Genomic DNA, 22,967 nt, shown 5'->3' with positions numbered 1-22,967 from the left:
CTGCTGGCCATCTCCCCCTTAAGAGGGGAGATCAGCAGCGGCTGCCCCGCCGTCTTCTTTTCAACGTTGGTGATTGGCGAAGCGGGATGTGAGAGCCGATCTCCCCCCTTGAGGGGGAGATGCCCGGCAGGGCAGAGGGGGGTGCCGCGCGCCGACGCTAAAGAACTCAAGGTTCCCCCTGCCCGATCGCTTCCTTGCGCCTGGCCATGTATGCCTCCAGCGCCTCACGCACGGCGATATCCATCGCCGGCTCGGCATAATCCTCCAGCGCCTTCTTCCACAGCCGTGTCGCGCGCGCTGTCGCGTCGAGGCCGCCGGCTTCCTGCCAGGCTTCAAAATTCTGCCAGTTGGACAGCATCGGCTGGTAGAAGGCGGTGGCGTAACGCTCCAGCGTGTGCGGCTCGCCGAAGAAATGGCCGCCCGTCGGCACCGCGCCCAGCGCCTCGACAGCAAGCTCGGCCTCGTCGACCACGATCGGCCGCAGGAACTCCATCATGTGCTGGATCATCTCGACATCGATGATGAATTTTTCGAACGACGCCGTCAGTCCGCCCTCCTGCCAGCCGGCGGCATGGTAGACGAGATTGCCGTGGCCGAGCACGGCGCCCCACAGGGCCATCAGCGTCTCATAGGCGCCTTGCGCATCCGCCGCGTTGGAGGCCGAGCCGGGCGTCGTCCGGTAAGGCAGCCCGTAACGCCGCGCCAATTGCCCCGAGGCGATGTTGGCCTTGGTGTTCTCCGGCGTGCCGAAGGCCGGCGCGCCCGACTTCATGTCGACATTGGAGGTGAAGGCGCCATACATCACCGGAGCGCCCGGCCGCACCAGCTGTGTCAGCACGACGCCGAACAGCGCCTCGGCATTCTGCTGCGCCAAAGCACCCGCCAGCGTCACCGGGCTCATCGCCCCCATCAGCGTGAACGGCGTCACCGCCACCGACTGGCCGAATTCGGCCATGGTCATCAGCCCCTCGGCCATCATCTCGTCGAAGCGGCGCGGCGAGTTGACCGAGATGATGGTGGCGATGCCCGGGTCGTCGCGCAGCTGGTCGAGCGTCAGCCCGCGCGCGATCGCCATCATCTCGATGCCGTCCAGCGCCCTGCCCCGGCCAATCGCCGAGACATGGAAACTCTTGTCGGTCAGCGTCAGATTGGTGAAGTAGGTGTCGAGATGGCGCGAATTGGCCGGCAGTTCGACCGGTGCGCAGACCTGATTGCCGAGCATGTGGACGCAGTTGAAATGCTGCGCCAGCCGGGTGAGATCGGCATAGTCGCGCAAGTTTCCGGCGCGGCGGCCGCGTTCCATGTCATGCACATTGGGCGGGCCGGCGACCAGCGTGAAATTGATGGTGTTGCCGCCAAGATGGATCGTGTTGGCCGGGTTGCGGGGTGTCAGCGTATAGTTGGACCGCGTCGTCTTCAGCGCCTCGTCGACCATGCCGCGATCGATGCGGACATTGGCCGAGGCGTGATCAACCACAGCACCCGCCTTCTCAAACAGCGACAGCGCGCGCGGGCTCATCACCTCGATGCCGAAATTCTCCAATATATGCATCGACGCCTGGTGGATCGCCTCGATCTGGTCTGGAGACAGCAAAGCCATCGGCGGATAGGGATTGGTCACGCGCCTTTGCGGCAGTTGCTGGATGGGCGCTGGCCCCCGGTTGCTGGTGCGCTCGGCGCCGCGCTTGCGTCTTGGTTCGTTCATGCCAGGCATCAAAGCCTCGGCAAGCCGGATGAGCTGTCAGAAATGCGCCGTTTACAGGCGTGATTTTAGCCACGGCGGCATTTATGCAATATCATTTTATAAAAATCGACACCAAGCGTCGTAATACTAATACGGCATTTTCCCGAACACTCGTCCCGGCGAAGCGTTAACGGACACAGCAAGATTCCCTTTATGATTTCGGCCTATTGCTCACCCAATGCGTAGGTCGAGTTTTAGTAAAATTGTAGCGGTTGGCGTGTTGCTGGCACTTTCGGCCTGCGCGACCGCGCCCAGCCACATCAACAATGTCTGTGCCGTCTTCGACCAGAATGACGGCTGGTTCGACAATTGGCAGTCGGCGGCCGAACGCACAGAGCAGAAATACGGCGTGCCGGTCCCTGTGCTGATGGCGACGGTGCGCAAGGAATCCGGTTTCAAGAGCAATGCCCGCCCGCCGCGCACCAAGCTGCTCGGCTTCATTCCGTGGAAGCACGTCTCCTCGGCCACCGGCTTCTCGCAGGCGCTCGACGGCACCTGGTCGCAATATCAGCGCGAAACCGGCAATTGGGCGGCGCGGCGCACCAAATTCGCCGACGCCGTCGACTTCGTCGGCTGGTATCATTCCAAGACCGCAGACACCTACGGCGTCGCCCGCAACGACACCTACAATCTCTACCTCGCCTACTATCTCGGCTGGACCGCCTATGGCCGCGGCAACCGTGGCGATGCCGGCGTCCAAGGCTATGCACGGGCGACGGAGAAGATGGCGCGCGATTATGCCGAACAGCTACGGCAGTGCGCCAACTGAACGCGCCGCGCCTCTAACCCCGATCGGTCAGCTCGGCTTCTTGCCACGCGGGCGCTTGGGCGCGGCGGCCGTCGGGCCTGCATCGGTGACATGCGGCGCATCTTCCGGCACGCCCTCATGCGCGGCATGCTCCTTGTCGAACTTGATCACCGGTTCCATCTTCGCCAGCACGTCGTCGGCCAGCCAGCACAGGCTCATATGGCCGTCGCCGAGATGTTTGACCGGCGGCACCTTGGTCTCGCACAGATTGTCCGGCACCAGCTTCTTGTAGCCGCAGCGGGTCTGGAACGGGCAGCCGGACGGCGGATTCATCGCCGATGGGATATCGCCCTCCAGCACGATATGCCGTTTGACCACGCTGGTGTCGGCGATCGGGATCGCCGACAGCAGCGCCTCGGTATAGGGGTGATAGGGCGGCGCGAAGATCTGGTCGGTCGTGCCTTGCTCGACGATGTAACCGAGATACATGACGACGACGCGGTCGGCGATGTAGCGCACGACCGACAGATCGTGGCTGATGAACAGCATCGTCGTCTTGTTCTTGCGCTGGATATCCATCAACAGTTCGGTCACCGCCGCCTGCACCGACACGTCGAGCGCCGAGACCGGCTCGTCGGCCACCACCACCTTGGCATCACCGGCAAAGGCGCGTGCCACGCCGATGCGCTGCTTCTGGCCGCCCGAGAGCTGGCGCGGCTTGCGCGTCTCGAAGGCACGCGGCAGCTTCACCAGGTCGAGCAGTTCCAGCATGCGCTTGCGCCGGTCGGCGACCGTCTTGCCGACATTGAACTTCTCCAGCGTGCGGATGATCTGCGAGCCGACCGAATGGCTGGGGTTGAGCGTGTCGAACGGGTTCTGGAACACCATCTGGATCGACGACACAGTTTCGACGCTGCGGCTCTCGATGCCGGTCGACTGGATTTCCTTGTTGCCCAAAGTCACCGTGCCGGCACTTGCCGTCTCCAGTCCAAGCAGCACCTTGGCCAGCGTCGACTTTCCGCAGCCGGACTCGCCGACGATGGCGACGGTCTCGGATTCGCGCGCCATGAACGAAATGGTCTCGTTGGCCTTGACGACACGACCTTCGCTCGAGCCGAACACCTCGCTGCCGCCGACCTTGTAGTATTTCCTCAGATCCTCGATCTTGAGCACCGGCGCGCCGGGCACGACGCGCTCATTGACCTTCTTGGCGCCGGGCGGCAGCGCTTCCCAGTCGATCTCGTTGAAGCGCACGCAGCGCGAGAAATGGCCCTCGTGGCCGGCGACCTCGATCATCGGGATTTCGGCGGCGTTGCAGACGCCCTCGACGAAATGGTGGCAGCGCGGGCCGAAATTGCAGCCCTTCGGCCGCTCATGCGGCAGCGGCAATTGCCCGGGTATGGCAATCAGCGGCCGCGAGTTCTTGTCGGCGCCCGGCAGCGGGATCGAACGGAACAGCCCTTGCGTATAGGGATGGCGCATCCGGTCGAAGACATCCTTGATCTTGCCGGTCTCCACCGCCTCACCCGAATACATCACGGTGATCCGGTCGCAGGTTTCCAGGATAAGGCCGAGATTGTGCGACACGAAGATCATCGAGGTGCCGAACTTTTCGCCCAGCCCCTTGACCAGCTCGACGATGCCCGCCTCCACCGTCACGTCGAGCGCCGTCGTCGGCTCGTCGAGCAAAAGCAGCGCCGGCTTCGACAGCAGCGCCATGGCGATGACGATGCGCTGCTGCTGGCCGCCCGAGAGCTGGTGCGGGTAGGAGCGCATCATGCGCTCGGGGTCGGGAAGCTTGACCGAGCGCACCATGTCGAGGGCGCGTTTGTAGGCCTCTTCCTTCGACACCTTGTCGTGGATCAGCGGCACTTCCATCAGCTGCTGGCCGACCTTCATCGCCGGATTGAGGCTGGCCATCGGCTCCTGGTAGATCATGGCGATCTTGTTGCCGCGGATGGCGCGCAGCTCCTCGTCTGAGAGCTCGCCCATGTCCTTGCCCTGGAACTTGATCTTGCCGCCGACGATCTTCCCGATGTTGGAGAGGTCGCGCATGATGCCGAGCGACACGGTCGACTTGCCGCAGCCGGATTCCCCGACAATGCCCATCGCTTCGCCCGGCATGACCGTGCAGGAAAAATCCATGACCGCCGGTATCTCGCCCTTACGGGTGAAGAAGGAGATCGACAGGTTTTCGATCTCGATGATCGGTGCCGCGGGATTTCGAACTGCCTCGTTCATGGGTCGCTCCAATCCAATCTTACCAGATGCGGGCCGAAGCCCGTCAATCAATCTTTCATCGATTGCTCACGCAACGAGTCGGCCAACAGGTTAAGCCCCAGCACGAACGACATCAGCGCGATCGTCGGCGGCAGCGCCGGATGGATGAAGGAGCGCAGCAGCCGGCTGGCGTCCTTGATCGCCGTACCCCAGTCGGGGCTTTCCGGCGCCAGGCCGAGGCCGAAATAACCGAGCGTGCCGAGCAGGATCGTCGTGTAGCCGATGCGCAGGCAGGCATCGACGATCAGCGGTCCGCGCGCATTGGGCAGGATCTCCCACAGCATGATGTACCAGGGCGATTCACCGCGCGTCTGCGCCGCCGCCACATAGTCGCGCGTCTTGATGTCCATCACCAGGCCGCGCACGATGCGGAACACGCCGGGACTGGAGGCGAACACCACCGCCACGAAGATGTTCAACTGGTTGGGGTCGATGTGGACGATGTGCAGTGGGTCTCTGTCGAAGACAAGGCCGAGGTAGATCCAGCCGCCAATGATCAGGGTCAGGCCGAGCAGGATGTAGATCCGGTCCGGCCGGTTCTTGAAGCGCGTCCAGAACAGCACGCAGAAGAAGATGATCGGAAACAGGAAGAAGACGCCGGCCAGCGCATAGGGGATCGGCGTGTCCATGATCCCGGGCGTCACCAGGAGGTAGAACAACAGGATAACCGGGAAGGCCAGCACCAGATTGGCCAGGAACGACAGCACGGTGTCGATCTTGCCGCCGTAATAGCCGGCCGGCAGGCCGAGGGTGATGCCGACCATCAGCGCGAAGCCGGTCGCGGCAGGCGCGATGATCAGCACGATCTGGCTGCCATAGACCATGCGCGAGAACACGTCGCGCGCCAGCTTGTCGCCGCCGAAGAGATAGACCAACCCCGATTGCGGCTCGATGGCGCCGGGCAGCGTGTCCTTCATGACGGGCACCTGCGCCAGCGGATCGAAAGGCGAGATGGTCGATGCGAAGATCGCCGTGAACAGCCAGAACAGGCAGATGCCGACGCCGACGATGCCGACGCCGCTGTCGAACAATTGGCCGTAGAGCGCGAGCTTCTTCTTGTAGGCGAAGCTCGCCCCCATGACGATGACGAGCGCGATCCACACCGGCCAGAAGCGCGAAAGCACTTCGAGGATGATGGTAAAGGCGCCGATATATTGGACCTGCATCCGCTTCGTCCCCTACTGAACCCTGATACGCGGATTGAGAAACGCGTAGCCGACATCGGAAATGAGCTGCGTAATCAAGACGATGAACACCGAGACCAGCGAGCAGCCGAGCAAAAGGTCGATGTCGTTATTGCCGGCAGCTTCGACCAGCGTGTAGCCGAAGCCCTGGTAGCGGAACATCACCTCGACGATGACGACACCGGTGAGCAGCCAGGGGAACTGCAGCATGATGACAGTGAAAGGCGCGATCAGCGCGTTGCGCAGCGCATGCTTGACCACCACACTGCCGAAGGAGAGGCCCTTCAAGCGGGCGGTGCGGATATATTGCTGCGTCATGACCTCGACCATCGAGGCGCGCGTCATGCGCGCAATATAGCCGATGCCGTAGATCGCCAGCGTCATCACCGGCAGCGTGAAGTTGTAGAAGGTGATGCCTTGGCTGGCGGACGCCGCCGACCCGTTCAGCCAGCCGAGCCATGAGGCGAAGATGACGGTGAAGATGACGCCCGACACATATTCAGGCGTCGCCGTCGAGGCGATGGAGGCGACGGACAGCACCCGGTCGGTTCGCGAACCCTCGCGCATGCCGGCCAGGATGCCGATCAGGAGCGAGATTGGAACCATGACCGCCAGCACGCAGAACATCAGGATGCCGGTCGCGCCAAGTGCCGGAAACAGCTTGGAGGCCACCGTCGCCTTGAATTTGGTCGAGCAGCCGAAATCGCCTTGCAGGACGCCGGCGAAAGTCGGCACGACCGGATCGTTGCAGAAGGTGAAGCGCTGCGCCGGCTTGCCGGTCGCCGGATCGGTCACCGGTTGCTTGGGCAGGACGCCGAGCCACTGGCCGTAACGGATGAAGAAATTCTGCCGGTAGCCATGCTCGACCAGCCAGCTCTCGAGCTGCTCGGCCGATGTGTGCATTTCGGTCTGGCTGATCGCCAGCTTCTTCAGATTGGGCTCGAGGTTGATCAGGAAGAAGACGATCATCGTCAGGCACAGCATCGTCAATGCCATGGTGCCGAGACGCCTGATAATGAAAGAAAGCATGGCGGCCCCCTGCCGACGGGGTTGGGGTTTGAGCCGGCTCCAAAGCCTTGTCCACCGTTGCCGGCGGGCTGGCTGTCAGACAGGCCCTCGGATGCAATCAGCGCCTGATTTATTGCATGACCTTATCCGGGGAGTCCGCAATTTTTTTGCAGTGCACACTCGTGGCTTCAGATCGCTGCAAGAGAACGAGGGGAAAGGGGCAAGCGCCCCTTCCCCCTTCGATCCGGATCAGGCCTGGTCGAGCCAGACCTTGCCGTAGTCGTGCTCGTAGGTCGGGTGCATCTTGTAGTTCTGCACCGCCTTGACCGAGTGGCTGAACAGCTTGCGCCAGTACGGCTGGATGATGATGCCGGAATCCTGCAGGATCTGCTCGATATCCTTCATCATCTCCTTGCGCTTGGCGGCATCGGCGACCGAAAGCGCGGCATTGAGCTTGGTATCCCAGTCGGGATTCGACCAGGCTGCCTCGTTCCAGGCTTCACCGGTGCGGTAGGCGATGGCCAGAACCTGGACGCCGAGCGGGCGCATGTTCCAGTTGGTCATCGACAGCGGATACTTCGTCCAGTCGTTCCAGAACGTCGAACCCGGCAGCACGGTACGCTTCACCTTGACGCCGGCGTCGCGCAACTGCGCGGCGATGGCGTCGCCGGTGTTCTTGTGCCAGTCCTCGTCGACGGTGATCAGTTCGTGCTCGAAGTCGGCCTGGCCGGCTTCCGCCATCAGTGCCTTCGCCTTGGCCGGATCGCGCTTGATCTTCGGCAGCTCGAAATATTCCGGATGAATGGCGCAGACATGGTGGTTCTCGGCGACAGTGCCGGCATTGCCGTAGCCAAGCTGGAGAACGACGGCGTTGTCGACACCGAGCTGCAGCGCCTGACGCACCTTCTGGTTGTCGTAGGGCTTGTTCTTGATGTTGGTGCGGCAGACGATGGTCGCCGCGGTCACCACTTCCGACTTCACCAGGTTCATGCCATCGAGGATCGAAACATAGTCGGCCGAGGTCTCGAAGTTGGTGTGCACTTCGCCGGCTTCGAAGGCACTGACCATGGCGGCCGGATCGGTGCCGTAGTCGATGAACTCGATACCGTCGAGGAACACCTCGCCGTCCCACCACTTGTCGTCGGCACGGCGCTTGTAGACGACCTTCTGGCCGACATCGTAGGAGACGAGTTCGAACGGTCCGGTGCCGATCGGGCAGGATTTGAAATCGCCGCCCTTCTCATCGAAGCTCTTGTGGACGATGAGACCGGGATAGTCGCACATGTTCGGGATGAGCGCGATGTCGGGCTTGGTGAGCTTCAGCACGACCGTGTGATCGTCCGGCTTGGTCACGGCGCTTTCGTCGAGCTTGTCGTCCTTGACCAGCGAGCCGAGACGGCCGGGCATGGAATTGCCTTCGGCCTTCTTGTCGGCCCAGCGCTTCAGGTTGAAGATGACGTCATCGGCGGTGAAGGGATCGCCGTTCGACCACGTCACGCCCTTGCGCACATGCAGTGTGTACTGCGTGGCGTCGTCATTGACGTCCCAGCTTTCCAAGAGATAGGGGCGGAACGTGTATTCGGTGGTGTACTTGACCAGCGGCTCGAGCGCCTGGCGCTCGGCATCCGCGATTTCCGACCAGTCGGCCTTGCGCGGATCCTTCGGATCCTTGATCCATTGCGCGACCTTCAGCGTGCCGCCCTTCTTGCCCTTTACGTCCTCTGCCTTGGCCGGCGTCGGATCGGCGAGGCCGAGCAGGCCGTAGGCCATGGCCGTCGAGGCGCCGAAGACGCTGGCCATGGCCAGGAATTCGCGGCGGTCCACATTGCCTGCCTTGGCTTCTTCGGCCATGGCCAGGATGTGATCCGGAACGCGATCGCCATTACTCTTGTAGATCGTCATGACTTAACTCCCATTGTTGGCTTTCCGCCTTTTAACATTCCGCATCCAGGCCATGATGTCAAAGACAGCGTGGGATGGGAACATGTTAGCGAATGTGCAACTTTGGAAGGGGGGCGGTTCGCGTGATAACGACAGTCTTGACGCAAATTTGCTAGTGCGCCCAGATTTCGCCTAAATCTCTTTTAGGCGATTAAACTGAAACATTTACACCAGTTACGACAGCACCAGTCTCGGCCATGGTGAGGGCCAGCCCCTCAATATTCCTTTTCGTAGAAGATGCCGCCCTTGGCCTCGCCGGCGTCCGTCGCCTCGCCACGCAACTTGACGCCGCGCCCGACATTGAGGTCGATGGTCGCCTTGCCCGAACCTGGCTTGTCACCCTTCTGGATGGTCACATAGGTACGGTCGTTCAGGTATTTGCCGGCCGAGACCGCCGTGCCGCCCTGGCTGTCCGTGGTCACGTCGAGATCGTCGACACCGATGGCGCTGCGCAGGTTTTCAAGCAGCGAGGTCGATCCGCCAACGCCGGCCAGCTGCGCGGCGGCTTCGGCCAGTTGTGCGATCTGCAGCGGCGACAGGTTCGACATCGACCGGCCGAAGATCAATTGCGCCAGCACCTCGTCCTCGGGCAATGCCGGCACCGAGGAGAAGGTGAATTTCGGATTGGTCGCCTCGCCCGACACCACGATGGTGACGGTGGCGCTGGTCGTCGTCGTTGTCGCCGTCAGGTTGAGGTAGGGCACCAGCGAGCCGGAGAAACCGACCGTGCCCTCGGTGAAGGTCAGCCGCTTGCCGAGGATCGACAGCCGCCCGCGCTGCAGGGTGAAGGTGCCGACCGCCTGCGGCGACGAGGCCGGGCCGGTCAGCCTGAGCGAGCCGCCGAGTTCGGCATCGACGCCCCTGCCCTGGATGAAGATCTGGTTCGGCGCGTTGACGGTGACGTCGAGCACGAGCCCGCTGCCACCGCCCTTAGCTGACGTTGTCGGCGGGCGCAGCGCCTTGTCCTGCGCCCTGACGGTGGCGGGCGCGTTCTTGTGCTTGACATCGAGCGCCGAGAGCGAGCCCGGCAATTTATCTGGAACCGTGATGACGGTCTTGGCGAGATTGACGGTGCCGGCAATCGCCGGGGCCGATGTCAGCGGCCCCTTGATCGTCAGGTCGCCGCCGAGATTGGCGGTCACCACGCGTCCATCCGTATAGCGCCCGTCGGTGAGCTTGATCGACAGGTCGGCCGGAAAACCTTGCGCCGGGTTGATGCCGACCGTACCGCTGGCCGACAGGCTGCCGCGGGTCGACAATGTCCCGGTCAGCCGGTTGATCCTGGCGACACCGCCGCCGATCGAGACATCAGCGGTGAGATCATTGACGGCCAGCCCCGAACGCGCATCGACCAGCCGCGCACCGGAAGTGCTGACGCTGCCACCGATCACAGGCGATGTCGCCGGACCGCGCACCTGGACATTGACATTGGCCGTTCCCGTCAGCGCCAGGCCCTGCGCGGCAAGTTTCTGGCTGAGCATGCCGAACGGCACGGCGCCGTTGAAGTCGAGCACCAGCGCCGGCGTACCCGCCGTCGTCACCGTGCCGCCGCCTTTGAGGCCGAGGCCCGCGCCATCGCCGACATTGGCGTTGAAGGTCAGCTTGTTGCCGGCAAAGGTGCCGGACGAGGAAACGCTCACCGCGCCGACACCGGCACCGCGGGTTTGCGACGTCTGCACGCCCGCCGCGTCAATATTGAACGCAACGGAAGGGCTCGCCGGCGCGCCGGTCACCTTGACGGTGCCGGAAATCGAACCGGCGGCATCGAGCCCGGGCGAGAAACTGTTGGCAAGCGACATCGGCACTTTCGCCAGCGTCGCATTGATGTCGAGCGCCTGCCCGACCTTGCCGGTCACCGTCGCCGTGCCGCCGCCGAGGTTGAGCACCAGCCGGTCCAGCGTCGTCGTGCCATTGGCGATGCTGACCGTCGAAGCCTGGGCGATGGCTGCCTTGATACCCTGCACCGTCGCCTGGCCGGAAGCGAGCTCGATGGTGGTGATGCCATTGGCCACCTTAACGCGGCCTGCGGCCTTGGCCGGAATGCCCTTGACCGTGGCGCCGCCGGAAAAGCCGGTCCAGTCGCCGTCGCGCTTCAGATCGACATCGATACCGCTGATCACGGTGCCGCTCGACGTGACGGTGTCGGCGCGGATCTTGCCCGAGATCACCGGTGCGGCGAGATAGTTGGCGATCAGCGCATCGATGGAAACCGCCTTCGCCTGGAGGTCGCCGCGCGTGATCGAGGCGGTGACCGCCTTGATGGCGACTTGTGGCGCTGTGCCATTCCTGGTGAAGGCGATCGCGCCGCGCACGTCACCTTCAGCCTTTTCCAACGCCAGCGCGGCGAGCGGCCCGATATCGGGCAGGTCGAGCGAAATGGTGCCTTCCGGCACGAATTTGTCGTCAAGCGCCAGATCGCCGGAAATCCGGTTCTTGCCCAGCGACAGCAGCAGGCCGTTGATGGCGCTCTTGCCGTTCGCCGTCGCCAGCACCGCGCTGCCTTGCAAGGCCTGTCCCGCGACATTGCCGGTCAGCTGCACATTCGCCGCCGGGTTGGCGGCATCCGCCTTGCCGGTGGCGATGAGTTTCAGCCCGGTGATCTCGCGCTCCGCCACCAGCAGCCGATCGCTGTTGATCGTCAGCGACAGATCAGGCGCCATGGCCGGCCCCTGGGCATTCAGCGCAAAGGCAATGGCGCCCTTGGCGTCCTTCGACAGCGGCGAGACATCGGTAAGGGCGCCGGTGAAGTCGGCGGCCAGCTTGTTGTCGGCAAGGCTCGCCTGCCCCTGTGCGGTCAGTCCGCCCGACACCAGCTTCAGCCCATCGACATTGATACTGCCGTTAGGGTCGCGCTTCAGCGTGGCGCTGATCTGTGCGCGCTCGCCAAGCATACCGCGCGCCGCCGCCGGCAAGGCCGATGATGGGGCATCCGCACTCAGCTTGAGATCGACGGCGCCGTCGCGCAGCGACACCTGGCCGGCGACCTGGCTGTTGAGCGCATCGCTCTTGAGCGAGCCGCTTTCGATGGCGACGCCGTCCGGCGTCAGCCGGGCGTTCAGCGCGGCCGTCACCTTGCCGGCGATCAGCGGCGCGATGGCGGCATTGTCGAGACCGACCTTGTCCACCGATACCGTGCCGGAAACCGGTCCGGCGCGGTTTTTGAGATCGAATGCGTCCGAGTGCAGTGCCAGGACAAGCCCGTCCACTCTCGCCGGGCTGGTGGTCACTGAAGGCAGGATCGCGGAGACATCCAGGCGGGCCTGCGTGCTCTCACCCGCCACCTTTGCCGACAAGGACTTGACCTCGATCTTGACCGGACTCTCAGCACTGCCGACCGTCAGCGGCAGGCTGGGGCCGGATGAGGTGAGATCCAGCGCAAAATCGCTGGCGCCGTTCGGATTGATGGTACCGGAGGCCGTGCCGGAGATCTTGTCGCCGGTCAGCGTCGCATGGTCGAGGGCGACGCCGCCGGCCAGGGTATAAACGCCGGCCGCATCGACCGCGAGCGGCCCGAGCCCGGCCTGGCGGGTCTGGCTGGTTTCGGCGCCGGCAAGCTGCGCATCGAACCGAACCTCCGGAGCAGCCGGCGTTCCGGTCACTTGCGCCGTGCCGCCGAGCGTACCGACGGCATCGAGCTCGGGCACAAAATCATTGGCAAGCGCCGCCGGCAGCGCCGAGAATTGGGCGGCAAGATCGAGCGTCTGGCCGGCGCTGCCCGACAGCGTCACCCCGCCGCCACCGAGATCGAGCGCCAGTTTTTCGATGCTGGTCGTGCCATTGGCGATGGTCAGAGTCGAGGGTTCAGCGATTGCCGCCTTGATGCCGCGCACCGTCGCTTCGCCCGAGGCGATCTCGACACTGGTGGTGCCCTGAGCGATCTTGACCCGGCCTGCCGCGGTCGCCGGAATGCCTGCTATCGTCGCGCCGCCGGTAAAATTGGTCCAGTCGCCGTCGCGCTTCAGGTCGACGCCGATGCCGCTGATTTCGGTGGCGCCCGACGTGACGCTGTCGGCTTTGATGGTGCCGGAGAACGCCGGCGCCTTGAGATAATTGGCGATCAGCGCGTTGACGGCGATCGTCTTGGCCGTCACCTCGCCGCGTGCGATCGACGTGCTCTTCGCATCGATGGCAACGGAGGGCGCGTCGCCCTCCTTGGCGAAGTTGATGGTGCCGTTGATGTCACCCGTCACCTGCTGGCCGGCGAGTGCCGCCAACTGGTCGATTGCCGGCGCCGCCAGCGTCAGCGTTCCGAGAGGCAAGAACTTGTCATCCAGCGCCAGGTCGCCCGAAACCTTGTTATCGCCGAGCGAAACAAGGAAACCGTTGATCGAGCGCTTGCCCTCGCTCGTCACCAGCGCCGCCTTGACGTCGAGCGGCTGGTCGTTGACGGTCCCGGTCAGCGAAACGTCAGCCGAGGGGCTGGCTATGTCGGCTTTGCCGCTCGCCGTCAGCTTGATCGCCTTCACCGTCCGGCCCGAGGCCGTCAGGCTGTCGCTGTCGGCTGAGACGGTGAAATCCGGAGCCGAGCGTGGGCCGCTTGCCGACAGGGCGAAATCGACACCGCCGGCAACCGGCACGCCGACCATCGGCGACAACACCGAAACGTCGCCCAGCGTGCCCTTGATGTCGGCCTGGATGTCGCTGCCCTGCGCGCTGGCGGTGCCGCTGGCGCTCAGCGAACCGGAGGTCAACGAGATCGAATTGGCGGCAAATGCCCCCTGCGGATCGCGGGTGGCGGCGGCCGAGAACTTCACCCGCTCGCCGAGCACCGAACTGATTTGCGGTGGCAAAGCGGTCGATACCGCATCGGCATTCATCTTGAGCTGCATCGACAGATCGGCAAGCGCCACCGTCATGGTCAGCGAGGCGTTCAGCGCATCGGAGCGCAGCGTGCCCTGGTCGATGGTGATGGCGTCCTTGCTCAGCGATCCACCGAGATCGACATCGACCTTGCCGGTGATCAGCGGCGCCAGCGTCGCCACGTCGGTCTTCAGGCCACCCGCGGTCAGCTTGACGGCAAACGGCCCGGCGCGGCTCTGGATATCGAAGCCGTCGGAATGGATCTGCGCCGCCAGATCGTTGAGCTGGGTGCCGCCCGCCACCACCGAGACCAGCGAGGCACCGATGTCGATGATCGGCGCCTTGCCGTCGCCAAAGGCGCGGGCGGTGATGTTCCGGATAACCACCGTGATCGGCTGTGCTGCATTGCCCACGGTGATCGGCACAGGTGCGCCTTTGGCGGCAATTTCAACCGACAGGTCGCTGGCGCCGGCCGGGTCGGCGATGCCGGTCGCAGTGCCATGTATGGCATCGCTTTCGATGCTGGCCCGGTCGACACTGATGCCGCCAGCTGTCGTGGCGGTGCCCGCGACGTCGAAGCTGGTCTTGCCGGCAAACAGCGGCCGCAGATTTTCCGGCAGGAAAGGCGCGAACGCGCCGTCGCCCTTGGCTTCGACGTGATTGCCCTTGTCGGTGAGTTGATGACGGCCCGTCAGCTGCGTGACGATCTTGCCATCGACCATGAATGTGGCGATGCCGTTCCAGTTGGCAAGCGGTCCGGTGCCCGAGACGGCTATGTCGACCGGCGGCGTATTGGGCAGCTTGAGCAGATTGGCGATGATGCCGCCTGCCGGCTCCGACGCCTTGAGGTCGAGGTCGAGCCTGTTGTCCGCCGGCGCAAAGTGGATCTTGGCGTCGACATTGCCTTGCTTGCCGTCATGGCGGGTGACGTTGAGTGTCGTCTCGACCGCCAGCGGCGCGGCATCGGCCTTGAGCATTCCCTTGGCGGCGAGTTCGGCGATGCCGCTGCCGGCCAGTTGCTGGCCAAGGGCGATTTCCGGCAGGTCGATCTCTCTGACGTCGATGGAAACCGGCAGCGTCGTCGTGCCACTCGGCGCCGGCGGCTGCGTGCCGGCCACCGGCAGGCGTGCCAGTTCGATGCGCTCGGCCGCGATGCGGTCGGCGGAGAAGTTTTTCGACAAAAGCGAAAGCGGCGACCAGTCGACGGCCACCTTGCGCGCCACCAGCCACGGGCCCTGGCGGTCTTCCACCACGACATGATCGACGCTGAGCGCACCCGACCAGATGCCGTCAATGCCGCTGACGGTGACCTTGCGGTCGTCGTTCGAGGCCAGCCGCGAAATGATGCCGGCGAGATTGTCGCGGCCGCGCTCGGTCTTGGTCAGCACGACGAGCGCACCGATCGCGCCCGCGACGACGATCAGCAGCGTGTAAAGAACAATGCGAAGGATGCGCCGGACCGTCTTCATGTCAAAACGCCTGCCCGATGCCGGCATAGATGCCGAAATGCGGATCGCTGGGATCGCGGTTAAGCGGCACCGCCGCGTCGATGCGCAGCGGCCCGAACGGCGTCACATAACGCAGGCCGACACCGGCGCCGACCTTGACCTCAGAGAAATTGGGCATCGACCTGGTCGACACCGTGCCGGCATCGACGAACGGTACGATGCCGATCGTGTCGGTGACGGCGATGCGCATCTCGACCGAGGTCTCAAAGAAGGACAGGCCGCCGATCGGCTGGCCGGTGAAGTCCTTGGGGCCGATACCCTGATAGGCATAGCCGCGCACCGAACCGCCGCCGCCGGAATAGAAACGCCGGTCGGCCGGAACGTTCTCCAGCCCGGTGCCGACGATCGAGCCGGCAGCGACGCGCTCGGCCAGCACGAACTTCGAGGCCGTATCCAGCGACTGATAGGCCGATCCCTCGCCCTTCAGCTTGAGGAAGGCGGCGCCGCTCATAATGTCGTAGCTCGGCTCGGCATAGGCCAGCACCCGGAAGCCACTGGTCGGGTTCAGCCGGTTGTCCCTGTTGTCGTAGACATATTGCAGGGGAATGCTGGCGATCAGATAGGTGTGCTTGCCGAAGGCATCCGTGATCCTGGAATAGTCGAGCGCCACTTCGGCCGACACGGTCTGCTTCTTGTCGAGTTCATAGGACAGGCCGGTGCTGCCCTTGACCGAGAAATGATCGTAGGCGTCCGGATGCTCGAAGACGGTCTTGACGCTGGCAAAGAACTTCGATGCCGGTCCGATCACGCCGGGTTTCTCGAACATGATGCCGGCATTGTAGTTCAGCTCGGACAGATTGTTGTTGCCGATACCGCTGATGGCGCCGTCGATACGCAGCTTCTCGGCCTGGCCGAACAGGTTGCGATGCCCCCAATAGCCTTCGAGGCCGAGCCCTTCCGTGTTCGAGAAGGTGCCGCCAAGGCCGAAATAGCGCGGCTTGCGCTCGCTGACCTGGACGCCGATCGGGAGGTTGCCGTCGGCATCGAGCTTGTCGGCTTCCTTGAAGGTCACGCTGTTGAAGACTTCCAGCGCCAGCAGCCTGTCGCGCGCGTCGCTGATCTCCTGCGGTGAGTACTGCTTGCCACGCTTCAGCCCGGTCATGTACTCGGTGAAGTCGCGGTCGACCTTTTCGGTGCCTTCCACCGTCGTCGCGCCATAGCCGGCGACCGGCCCGGCCGCCACCGTCAGCGTCACGTCGAGCGTCGAGGTGGCATGGTCGGCGACGATCTGCCGGTCGGTCACCTTGGCCAGCGGCCTGCCCTGCTCCTTCAGCGTCCGCACGATCAGCGCCTCGGCCTTGAGCACCGCGCCGGACCCGGCGTCGCCGCCTGATATCAGGCCATAGTCGGCGCTCATCAGCCCGGCCGCGTCACCTTCCAGCCTGATGGTGCCGAGTGTGAATTTGGGGCCGGCGGCGATGTTGATCGCCACCGGAATCGGCTGCGGCCCCTTGAATTCGGCGTCCGGCGGCAATTGGTCGATCGGCTTGCCGTCGATGGTGATGGTGACCACGCCTTCGTAGCGAGCATCGGCGTAAAGGGCGGCAACCAGCTGTTCACGGTCGCTACGCGCCTTGGCCATCAGCCCGAGCGACCCCGAAACCGGGCGGTCCTCGTCGCCTTTAAGCGCCGAGGCATTTTCGAGCTTCTTGACCAGATCCTTGTCGGCATCCGGCGCGGTGATGGTCACGGCATAGCGCAGCGGGTCGACGATGTCGGCGTCCTCGTCCTTGGACGATCCCCACAGCTTGATGCCGAAAAGCTCGAAAGCGGCCGCAGGCCGTGATTCGGCAACCAGCGCGGTCGCGCACATCATGGCCAAAAGCAGGGCGCGCGGAAGAGCGCGCCCTGGCGCGGTCCCTCCTGACATCTGCTCTTCATGCGCCGGCATTAAGACAACCTAGGTTACAAAACTAAAATTGGAATGAAGTTCTGAAGCGCTCGTAAAGGGGCCACAATCCAATTGTCTGAAATAGGACGGGCTTGGAATTCACACCTTCTGCGTCGCCGCAAGAATGCGTGATCCCCTGTCCTATGGAGGTACTACCGGTCATTGGCCGGAAAGGAAACCGTTGGCAGGCGGAACCCTGCCGCGTCCTTGTGTTGACAAGCTTGACTGAAGCTTGAACATGCCTGGACGTCTGCAATTGTCTGGAGGGTGTTATGGCAATGCGCGCGGCTCGTGATCTGTCGATCCTGATCCTTCTCTTCTTCGCCTGGGCCAATGTCTTAGCCTGGAATGACGTCGCGCAAGCGGCCGAGGCCCGGCGAATCGCAACATCCGACAATTCCGATTATTTCGGCTTTGATCTCAGATCCGACCAGAATGTCACCCTCGACCAGTGCAAGACGACATGCCTTGGCGATCCGGCCTGCCGCGCCTTCACCTACAACACCAAGGCCAAATGGTGCTTTCTCAAATCCGACTACAATCAGCTGAAACCCTTCAACGGCGCGGTTGCGGGCAAGATCGTCAACATCGACGGCGATCCCGATATCGGCGCCCCGCCGGAACTCGCCTTCTTCCCCAACTGGATGGCCGATCAGGCCCAGCAATACCGCAACAGGCTGCTCGGCCCGGCTTTTGACAAGCCGACCGAGGGCATGGCCGCTCTGATCAACTCGGCCGAGCAGGCCGTGCTGACCGGCGACCATCGCTCCGCCATGCAGAAATACGAGGCCGCGGTCTCGGTGATGCCCGACGATGGCCAGCTCTGGCTCAAGCTGGCGCGCGAAACGCTGGCCGTGCAGCCCGCAACCAACACCTCCGAAGCGTCGACCTTGCCGATGAACGGCACTTCGGCCGCCTTCAACGCCTACAAGCTCTTGCGCACCACCAAGACGCGCGCCGACGTGCTGGCGCTGCTTGGCGCCGGCCTCGACAAGCGCGATCTCTACCGCCCGGCGCTGCAGGCCTATGAAGCCAGCCTTGCGCTCGTCACGTCGCCGGCCGTGCAGGCGGACTATGCCGATCTCAAGGCCCGCAAGGGTTTCCGTGTCATCGACCACAGCGTCGATGCCGACACCAGCGCGCCGCGCATCTGCGCGCAGTTCTCCGAGGAACTGGTCAAAACCGACGTCGACTATGCGCAGTTCGTCACCGTCGACAACGCGCCGCCCAAGGGCGTCGAGGCCAAGGACAAGCAGATCTGCGTCGAAGGGCTGGAACACGGCCAGCATTATGACGTCACCTTCCGCGCCGGCCTGCCGGCCGCCATCGGCGAAGTGACCGCCGCTCCCGTGGTGCTGTCGATCTATGTGCAGGACCGCGCCCCGTCCGCCCGCTTCACCGGCGACAGCTTCGTGCTGCCGGCCGGCGCGCGCCGCGGCATTCCGGTCGTCACCGTCAACATGAACGCCGCTGAGATGAAGCTCTACCGCATCGGCGACCGTTCGCTGGCGCAGCTTCTGTCCGGCTACCAGTTCCTGCACCAGCTCGACAGCTATGACATCTCCAACATTTCCGAGCAGATGGGCGCGCCGGTCTGGCAAGGTCAGCTCGACATCGTCAACGACCTCAACAAGGAAGTGACGACCTCCTTCCCGGTCGACGAAGCGCTGCCGCAACGCAAGCCCGGCGTCTATGTGCTGACCGCCCAGGCCGTCAACGACAAGAGCGACGATTACGGTTCGCTGGCCACGCAGTGGTTCGTCGTCTCCGACATCGGCCTGTCGACCTATACCGGCCAGGACGGGCTCAATGTCTTTGCCCGTTCGCTGGGCTCAGCCAAGCCGATAGCCGGCGCCGAACTGACGCTGGTTGCCAGGAACAACGAGGTTCTCGGCACCGCGACGTCGGATGCCGAGGGCCATGCCATCTTCAATCCCGGCCTGACGCGAGGCGACGGCGGCATGGTGCCGGCCGTGCTGATGGCCAAGCAGGGCGACAATGATTTCGTCTTCCTCGACATGTCCAAGGCCGGTTTCGACCTGTCCGACCGCGGCGTCACCGGGCGCGCGGCGCCCGGCGCGCTCGACGTCTATGCCTGGACCGAACGCGGCATCTACCGCGCCGGCGAGGATGTCCATGTCGCGGCCCTTGCCCGCGATGGCGCCGCCAAGGCGGTCGAGAACCTGCCGCTGACCTTCATCTTCTCGCGCCCCGATGGCGTCGAGGACCGCCGCATCGTCAGCGACGGCGCTTCGGCCGGCGGCCATGCCGTCGACCTGCCGCTTGAACCCAACGCCATGCGGGGCACCTGGTCGGTGTCCATCTACACCGATCCCAAGCAGCCGGCAGTCGCCAGCCAGATGTTCCTGGTCGAGGATTTCGTGCCGGATCGCATCGAATTCGATATGAAGGCCGACAAGCAGGAAATCGAGCGCGGCGAAACCGCCAACATCAACATCGACGGCCGCTTCCTCTATGGCGCGCCGGCGGCGGGCCTGGCGCTGGAAGGCGAGTTGACGCTGTCGACGGCACGCGACTGGGACCGCTTCCCCAACTTCTCCTTCGGCCTCGCCGACGAGCAGTCTGCGGAGCCCACCGTCACGCCGCTGACCAACCTGCCGGTGGTCGGCGATGACGGCAAGGCGACCTTCCCTATTACCGTTGACCAGTTGCCCTCGACCACCAAGCTGGTCAACGGCAAGGTGACGGTGCGCATGCGCGAAACCGGTGGCCGCGCCATCGAGCGCTCGCTCAACATCGGCATCCGCCCGCAAGGCCATATGATCGGCATCCGTCCGGACTTCGCCGATGGTGAAGTGCCGCAGGGCGGCACGGCCAAGTTCAGCCTGATCGCCGTCGATCCGGCCGGCAAGCGCGAGGCGCTGAAAGGCGCGCAGTGGACGCTGGTCAAGGTCGAACGCAATTACCAGTGGTACCGTAACAACAACTCCTGGAACTACGAGCCGGTCTCCTTGACCAAGTCGATCGCCAACGGCCAGATCGACCTTAGCGCCGATGGCGACGCCACCGTCTCCGTGCCGGTCGACTGGGGCCAGTACCGGCTCGAGGTCGAGACCTCCGATCCTGAGGGTCCTGCCACCAGCTATGAATTCGACGCCGGCTGGTATGTCGCCTCGACAACCACCGAGACGCCCGACGGCCTGGAGATCGCCCTCGACAAGGACAATTATGCCGCTGGCGAAGTGGCCAAGCTGAAGGTCTCGCCGCATTTTGCCGGCGAACTTCTGATCAATGTCGGTTCCGACAAGCTCTTGAAGACCATCACGGCGACCGTGCCTGCCGGCGGCAGCACCGTCGACATCCCGGTCGGTGACGATTGGGGCGCCGGCGCCTATGTCACGGCAACCCTGTTCCGGCCGGGCGATGCGCAGGAAACGCGCATGCCGGCCCGCGCCATCGGCGTGAAATGGCTGACGGTCGATCCGGGCGCCAAGAAGCTCGCGGTCACGCTGACGCCGCCGGACAAGACGATGCCGCGCCAGCAGCTGTCGATCCCGGTTTCCGTGGCCGGCGTGCAGCCGGGCACCAACGCCTATGTCATGGTTGCCGCCGTCGATGTCGGCATCCTCAACCTGACCAATTACAAGGCGCCGGACCCGGAGAACTGGTTCTTCGGCCAGCGCATGCTGGGCATGGAGATCCGTGACATCTATGGCCGCCTGATCGACGGCTCGCTCGGCACCACCGGCAAGCTCAGGACCGGCGGTGACGGCGCCAACATGCAGGCGCAAGGCAGCCCGCCCACCGAAAAGCTGGTCGCCTTCTTCTCCGGCCCCGTCCAGCTCGACGCCGACGGCAAGGCACGGATCGACTTCGACATTCCGCAGTTCAACGGCACCGTGCGCGTCATGGCCGTCGCCTGGACCAAGGAAGCGGTCGGCCATGCCCAGTCCGACGTCATCGTGCGCGACCCGGTGGTCATCACCGCCGGCCTGCCGCGCTTCCTGGCGCCCGGCGACGCCGCCGTCATGCGGCTCGACGTGGCCGATACCGACGGTCCTGCCGGCGACTATGCCTTCTCGATCGACACGACAGGCGACCTGTCAACCGGTGACAAGCCCCTGCCCCAGAAGCTGACGCTCGCCCAGGGCAAGCGCCAGACGCTGACCGTGCCGCTGATCGCAAAGACGCCGGGCAATGCCTCGCTCACCATCAAGCTGGCGCATGCCGACGGCACCAAGGTCGAGCAAACGCTCTACGTGCCGGTGCGCCCGGCGCAATTGCCGGTCACCACGCGCCTTGTGGTCGACCTCAAGGGCAATGGCGGCGCGCTGCGCGTCGATAAGGAGCTGCTGGCGGCAAGCCTGCTGGACGGCGCTTCCGTCAGCGTCGGCGTTTCGCAGGCGGCTGCCTTCGACGTGCCGTCACTGCTGATGACGCTCGACCGCTACCCCTATGGTTGCGCCGAGCAGACGACCAGCCGCGCCATGCCGCTTCTCTACGTCAACGAGATGGCGTCGGGCATCGGCATGGAAAGCGACCCCGACCTGCACGGTCGTATCCAGGATGCCATCTACAAGGTGCTGAGCTACCAGTCCTCGAGCGGCAGCTTCGGCCTGTGGGGTCCGGGCTCCGGCGATCTGTGGCTCGACGCCTATGTCAGCGAGTTCCTGACCAGGGCGCGCGAGCAGAAATACGACGTGCCGGCGCTTGCCATGAACCAGGCGCTGAGCAATCTGCAGAACTCGCTCGGTTACGACCAGAGCGTACAGGACCGCGGCAGCGAGATCGCCTACGCCCTCTACGTTCTCGCCCGCAACAAGAAGGCCTCGATCGGCGATCTGCGCTACTATGCCGATACCCAGCTCGAAGCCTTCTCGAGCCCGATGGCCGTTGCCCAGCTGGCGGCGAGCCTTGCGCTCTACGGCGACACCCAGCGCTCGGAGGCGACGTTCAAGACCGCGCTGCAGCTCGCCAAGTCGCAGACCGACTACGACTGGTACCGCTCCGACTACGGCTCAGCGCTGCGTGACGGCGCGGCGATGCTGTCGCTGGCGGCGGAATCGAAGCCGGTGTCGACGATCGTGCCGGAACTGATCAAGCTGGTGACCAGGGAACGCGCCGAAGTCCGCTGGACCAGCACCCAGGACGATTCCTGGATGCTGCTGGCGGCCCGTGCGCTGAAGGAGGGCAATGATTCGATCACGCTGACCGTCAATGGCGCGCCGCATTCAGGCGGCTATTCCAACCAGGTCAACGGCTCCGAGCTGGTCGACAGCCCGCTCGAAATCGCCAACACCGGCAAGACCCCGCTGCAGGCCGTCATCACCACCGTGGCGTCGCCGATCCAGCCCTTGCCGGCCGGCGGTGACGGCTTCACCATCGACCGCACCTACTACAAGCTCGATGGCACCGAAGCCAATGTGACGGAGGCAACCCAGAACGAACGCTATGTCGTCGTGCTCAAGGTCACCGAGCAGAACAGCTGGCCGTCGCGCCTGCTGGTCACCGACCTGTTGCCGGCCGGCTTCGAGATCGACAATCCCGGCCTGGTCTCTAGCGCGCAATTGACGAATTTCTCCTGGCTGGCACAGACCGATGCCGCCCATCTCGAATTCCGCGACGACCGTTTTGTCGCGGCGTTCAACCCTGCCGACGGCGATCACGACCACAATCTGACGCTCGCCTATGTCGTGCGCGCAGTGACGCCGGGCACCTACGCTCATCCGGCGGCAACGGTGGAAGACATGTACCGGCCGCAATACTCGGCCCGCACCGCAACTGGCATGATGGAGATCAAGGCGCCGTAAGGTGCCTTGGCGAAGATGAACACGCCGATGTCCGCGACAGTTACCTTCTCCCCGTTCAACGGGGAGAAGGTGCCGGTCCACCCTCCGCAGCT

Annotated in this window: 9 protein-coding genes; 2 read left to right on the top strand and 7 right to left on the bottom strand. The window is 64.1% G+C overall.

Annotated elements, in window-relative coordinates; genetic code table 11:
- Positions 1-166: 166 nt before the first annotated feature.
- On the bottom strand, positions 167-1,705 hold the full coding sequence (locus CKW40_RS22625) for a trimethylamine methyltransferase family protein (RefSeq protein WP_179298071.1): 1,539 nt from the start codon (positions 1,703-1,705) through the stop codon (positions 167-169).
- 217 nt (positions 1,706-1,922) lie between these two features.
- Here CKW40_RS22625 and CKW40_RS22620 point away from each other — a divergent pair, with 217 nt between their 5' ends.
- A complete protein-coding gene (locus CKW40_RS22620; RefSeq protein WP_095202083.1) occupies positions 1,923-2,513 on the top strand; it encodes a transglycosylase SLT domain-containing protein in 591 nt (196 codons plus the stop codon).
- 27 nt (positions 2,514-2,540) lie between these two features.
- Here CKW40_RS22620 and CKW40_RS22615 read toward each other — a convergent pair whose 3' ends face one another.
- From CKW40_RS22615 to CKW40_RS22590, 6 genes are all read right to left on the bottom strand, one after another.
- Positions 2,541-4,733: a dipeptide ABC transporter ATP-binding protein gene (locus CKW40_RS22615; RefSeq protein WP_095202082.1), complete on the bottom strand. Its 2,193-nt coding sequence runs from the start codon at positions 4,731-4,733 to the stop codon at positions 2,541-2,543.
- Between the two features lie 47 nt (positions 4,734-4,780).
- Positions 4,781-5,938, bottom strand: coding sequence for an ABC transporter permease (locus CKW40_RS22610; RefSeq protein ID WP_095202081.1), 1,158 nt, complete (start codon positions 5,936-5,938; stop codon positions 4,781-4,783).
- A 12-nt stretch (positions 5,939-5,950) separates the two neighbouring features.
- Positions 5,951-6,985 carry an ABC transporter permease gene (locus CKW40_RS22605; protein WP_095202080.1) on the bottom strand — a complete coding sequence of 345 codons (1,035 nt, stop codon included), beginning with the start codon at positions 6,983-6,985 and terminating at the stop codon, positions 5,951-5,953.
- 228 nt (positions 6,986-7,213) lie between these two features.
- Positions 7,214-8,866, bottom strand: coding sequence for an ABC transporter substrate-binding protein (locus tag CKW40_RS22600; protein ID WP_095202079.1), 1,653 nt, complete (start codon positions 8,864-8,866; stop codon positions 7,214-7,216).
- A gap of 254 nt (positions 8,867-9,120) precedes the next feature.
- The gene (locus tag CKW40_RS22595; RefSeq protein WP_095202078.1) at positions 9,121-15,174 is read right to left on the bottom strand and encodes a translocation/assembly module TamB domain-containing protein; all 6,054 of its coding nucleotides are present in this window, start codon (positions 15,172-15,174) and stop codon (positions 9,121-9,123) included.
- 1 nt (position 15,175) lies between these two features.
- On the bottom strand, positions 15,176-17,104 hold the full coding sequence (locus tag CKW40_RS22590) for an autotransporter assembly complex protein TamA (RefSeq protein WP_095202077.1): 1,929 nt from the start codon (positions 17,102-17,104) through the stop codon (positions 15,176-15,178).
- Positions 17,105-17,376: 272 nt separating this feature from the next.
- Between CKW40_RS22590 and CKW40_RS22585 the strand changes: the two genes are divergently transcribed.
- Positions 17,377-22,875, top strand: coding sequence for an alpha-2-macroglobulin family protein (locus CKW40_RS22585; RefSeq protein WP_095202076.1), 5,499 nt, complete (start codon positions 17,377-17,379; stop codon positions 22,873-22,875).
- The last annotated feature ends 92 nt before the right edge of the window (positions 22,876-22,967 follow it).

The organism is Mesorhizobium carmichaelinearum, assembly GCF_900199455.1.
Classification (GTDB): domain Bacteria; phylum Pseudomonadota; class Alphaproteobacteria; order Rhizobiales; family Rhizobiaceae; genus Mesorhizobium; species Mesorhizobium carmichaelinearum.
Note: the sequence above shows the minus strand (reverse complement) of the source record. Positions and strands in the feature narration are given on the sequence as shown.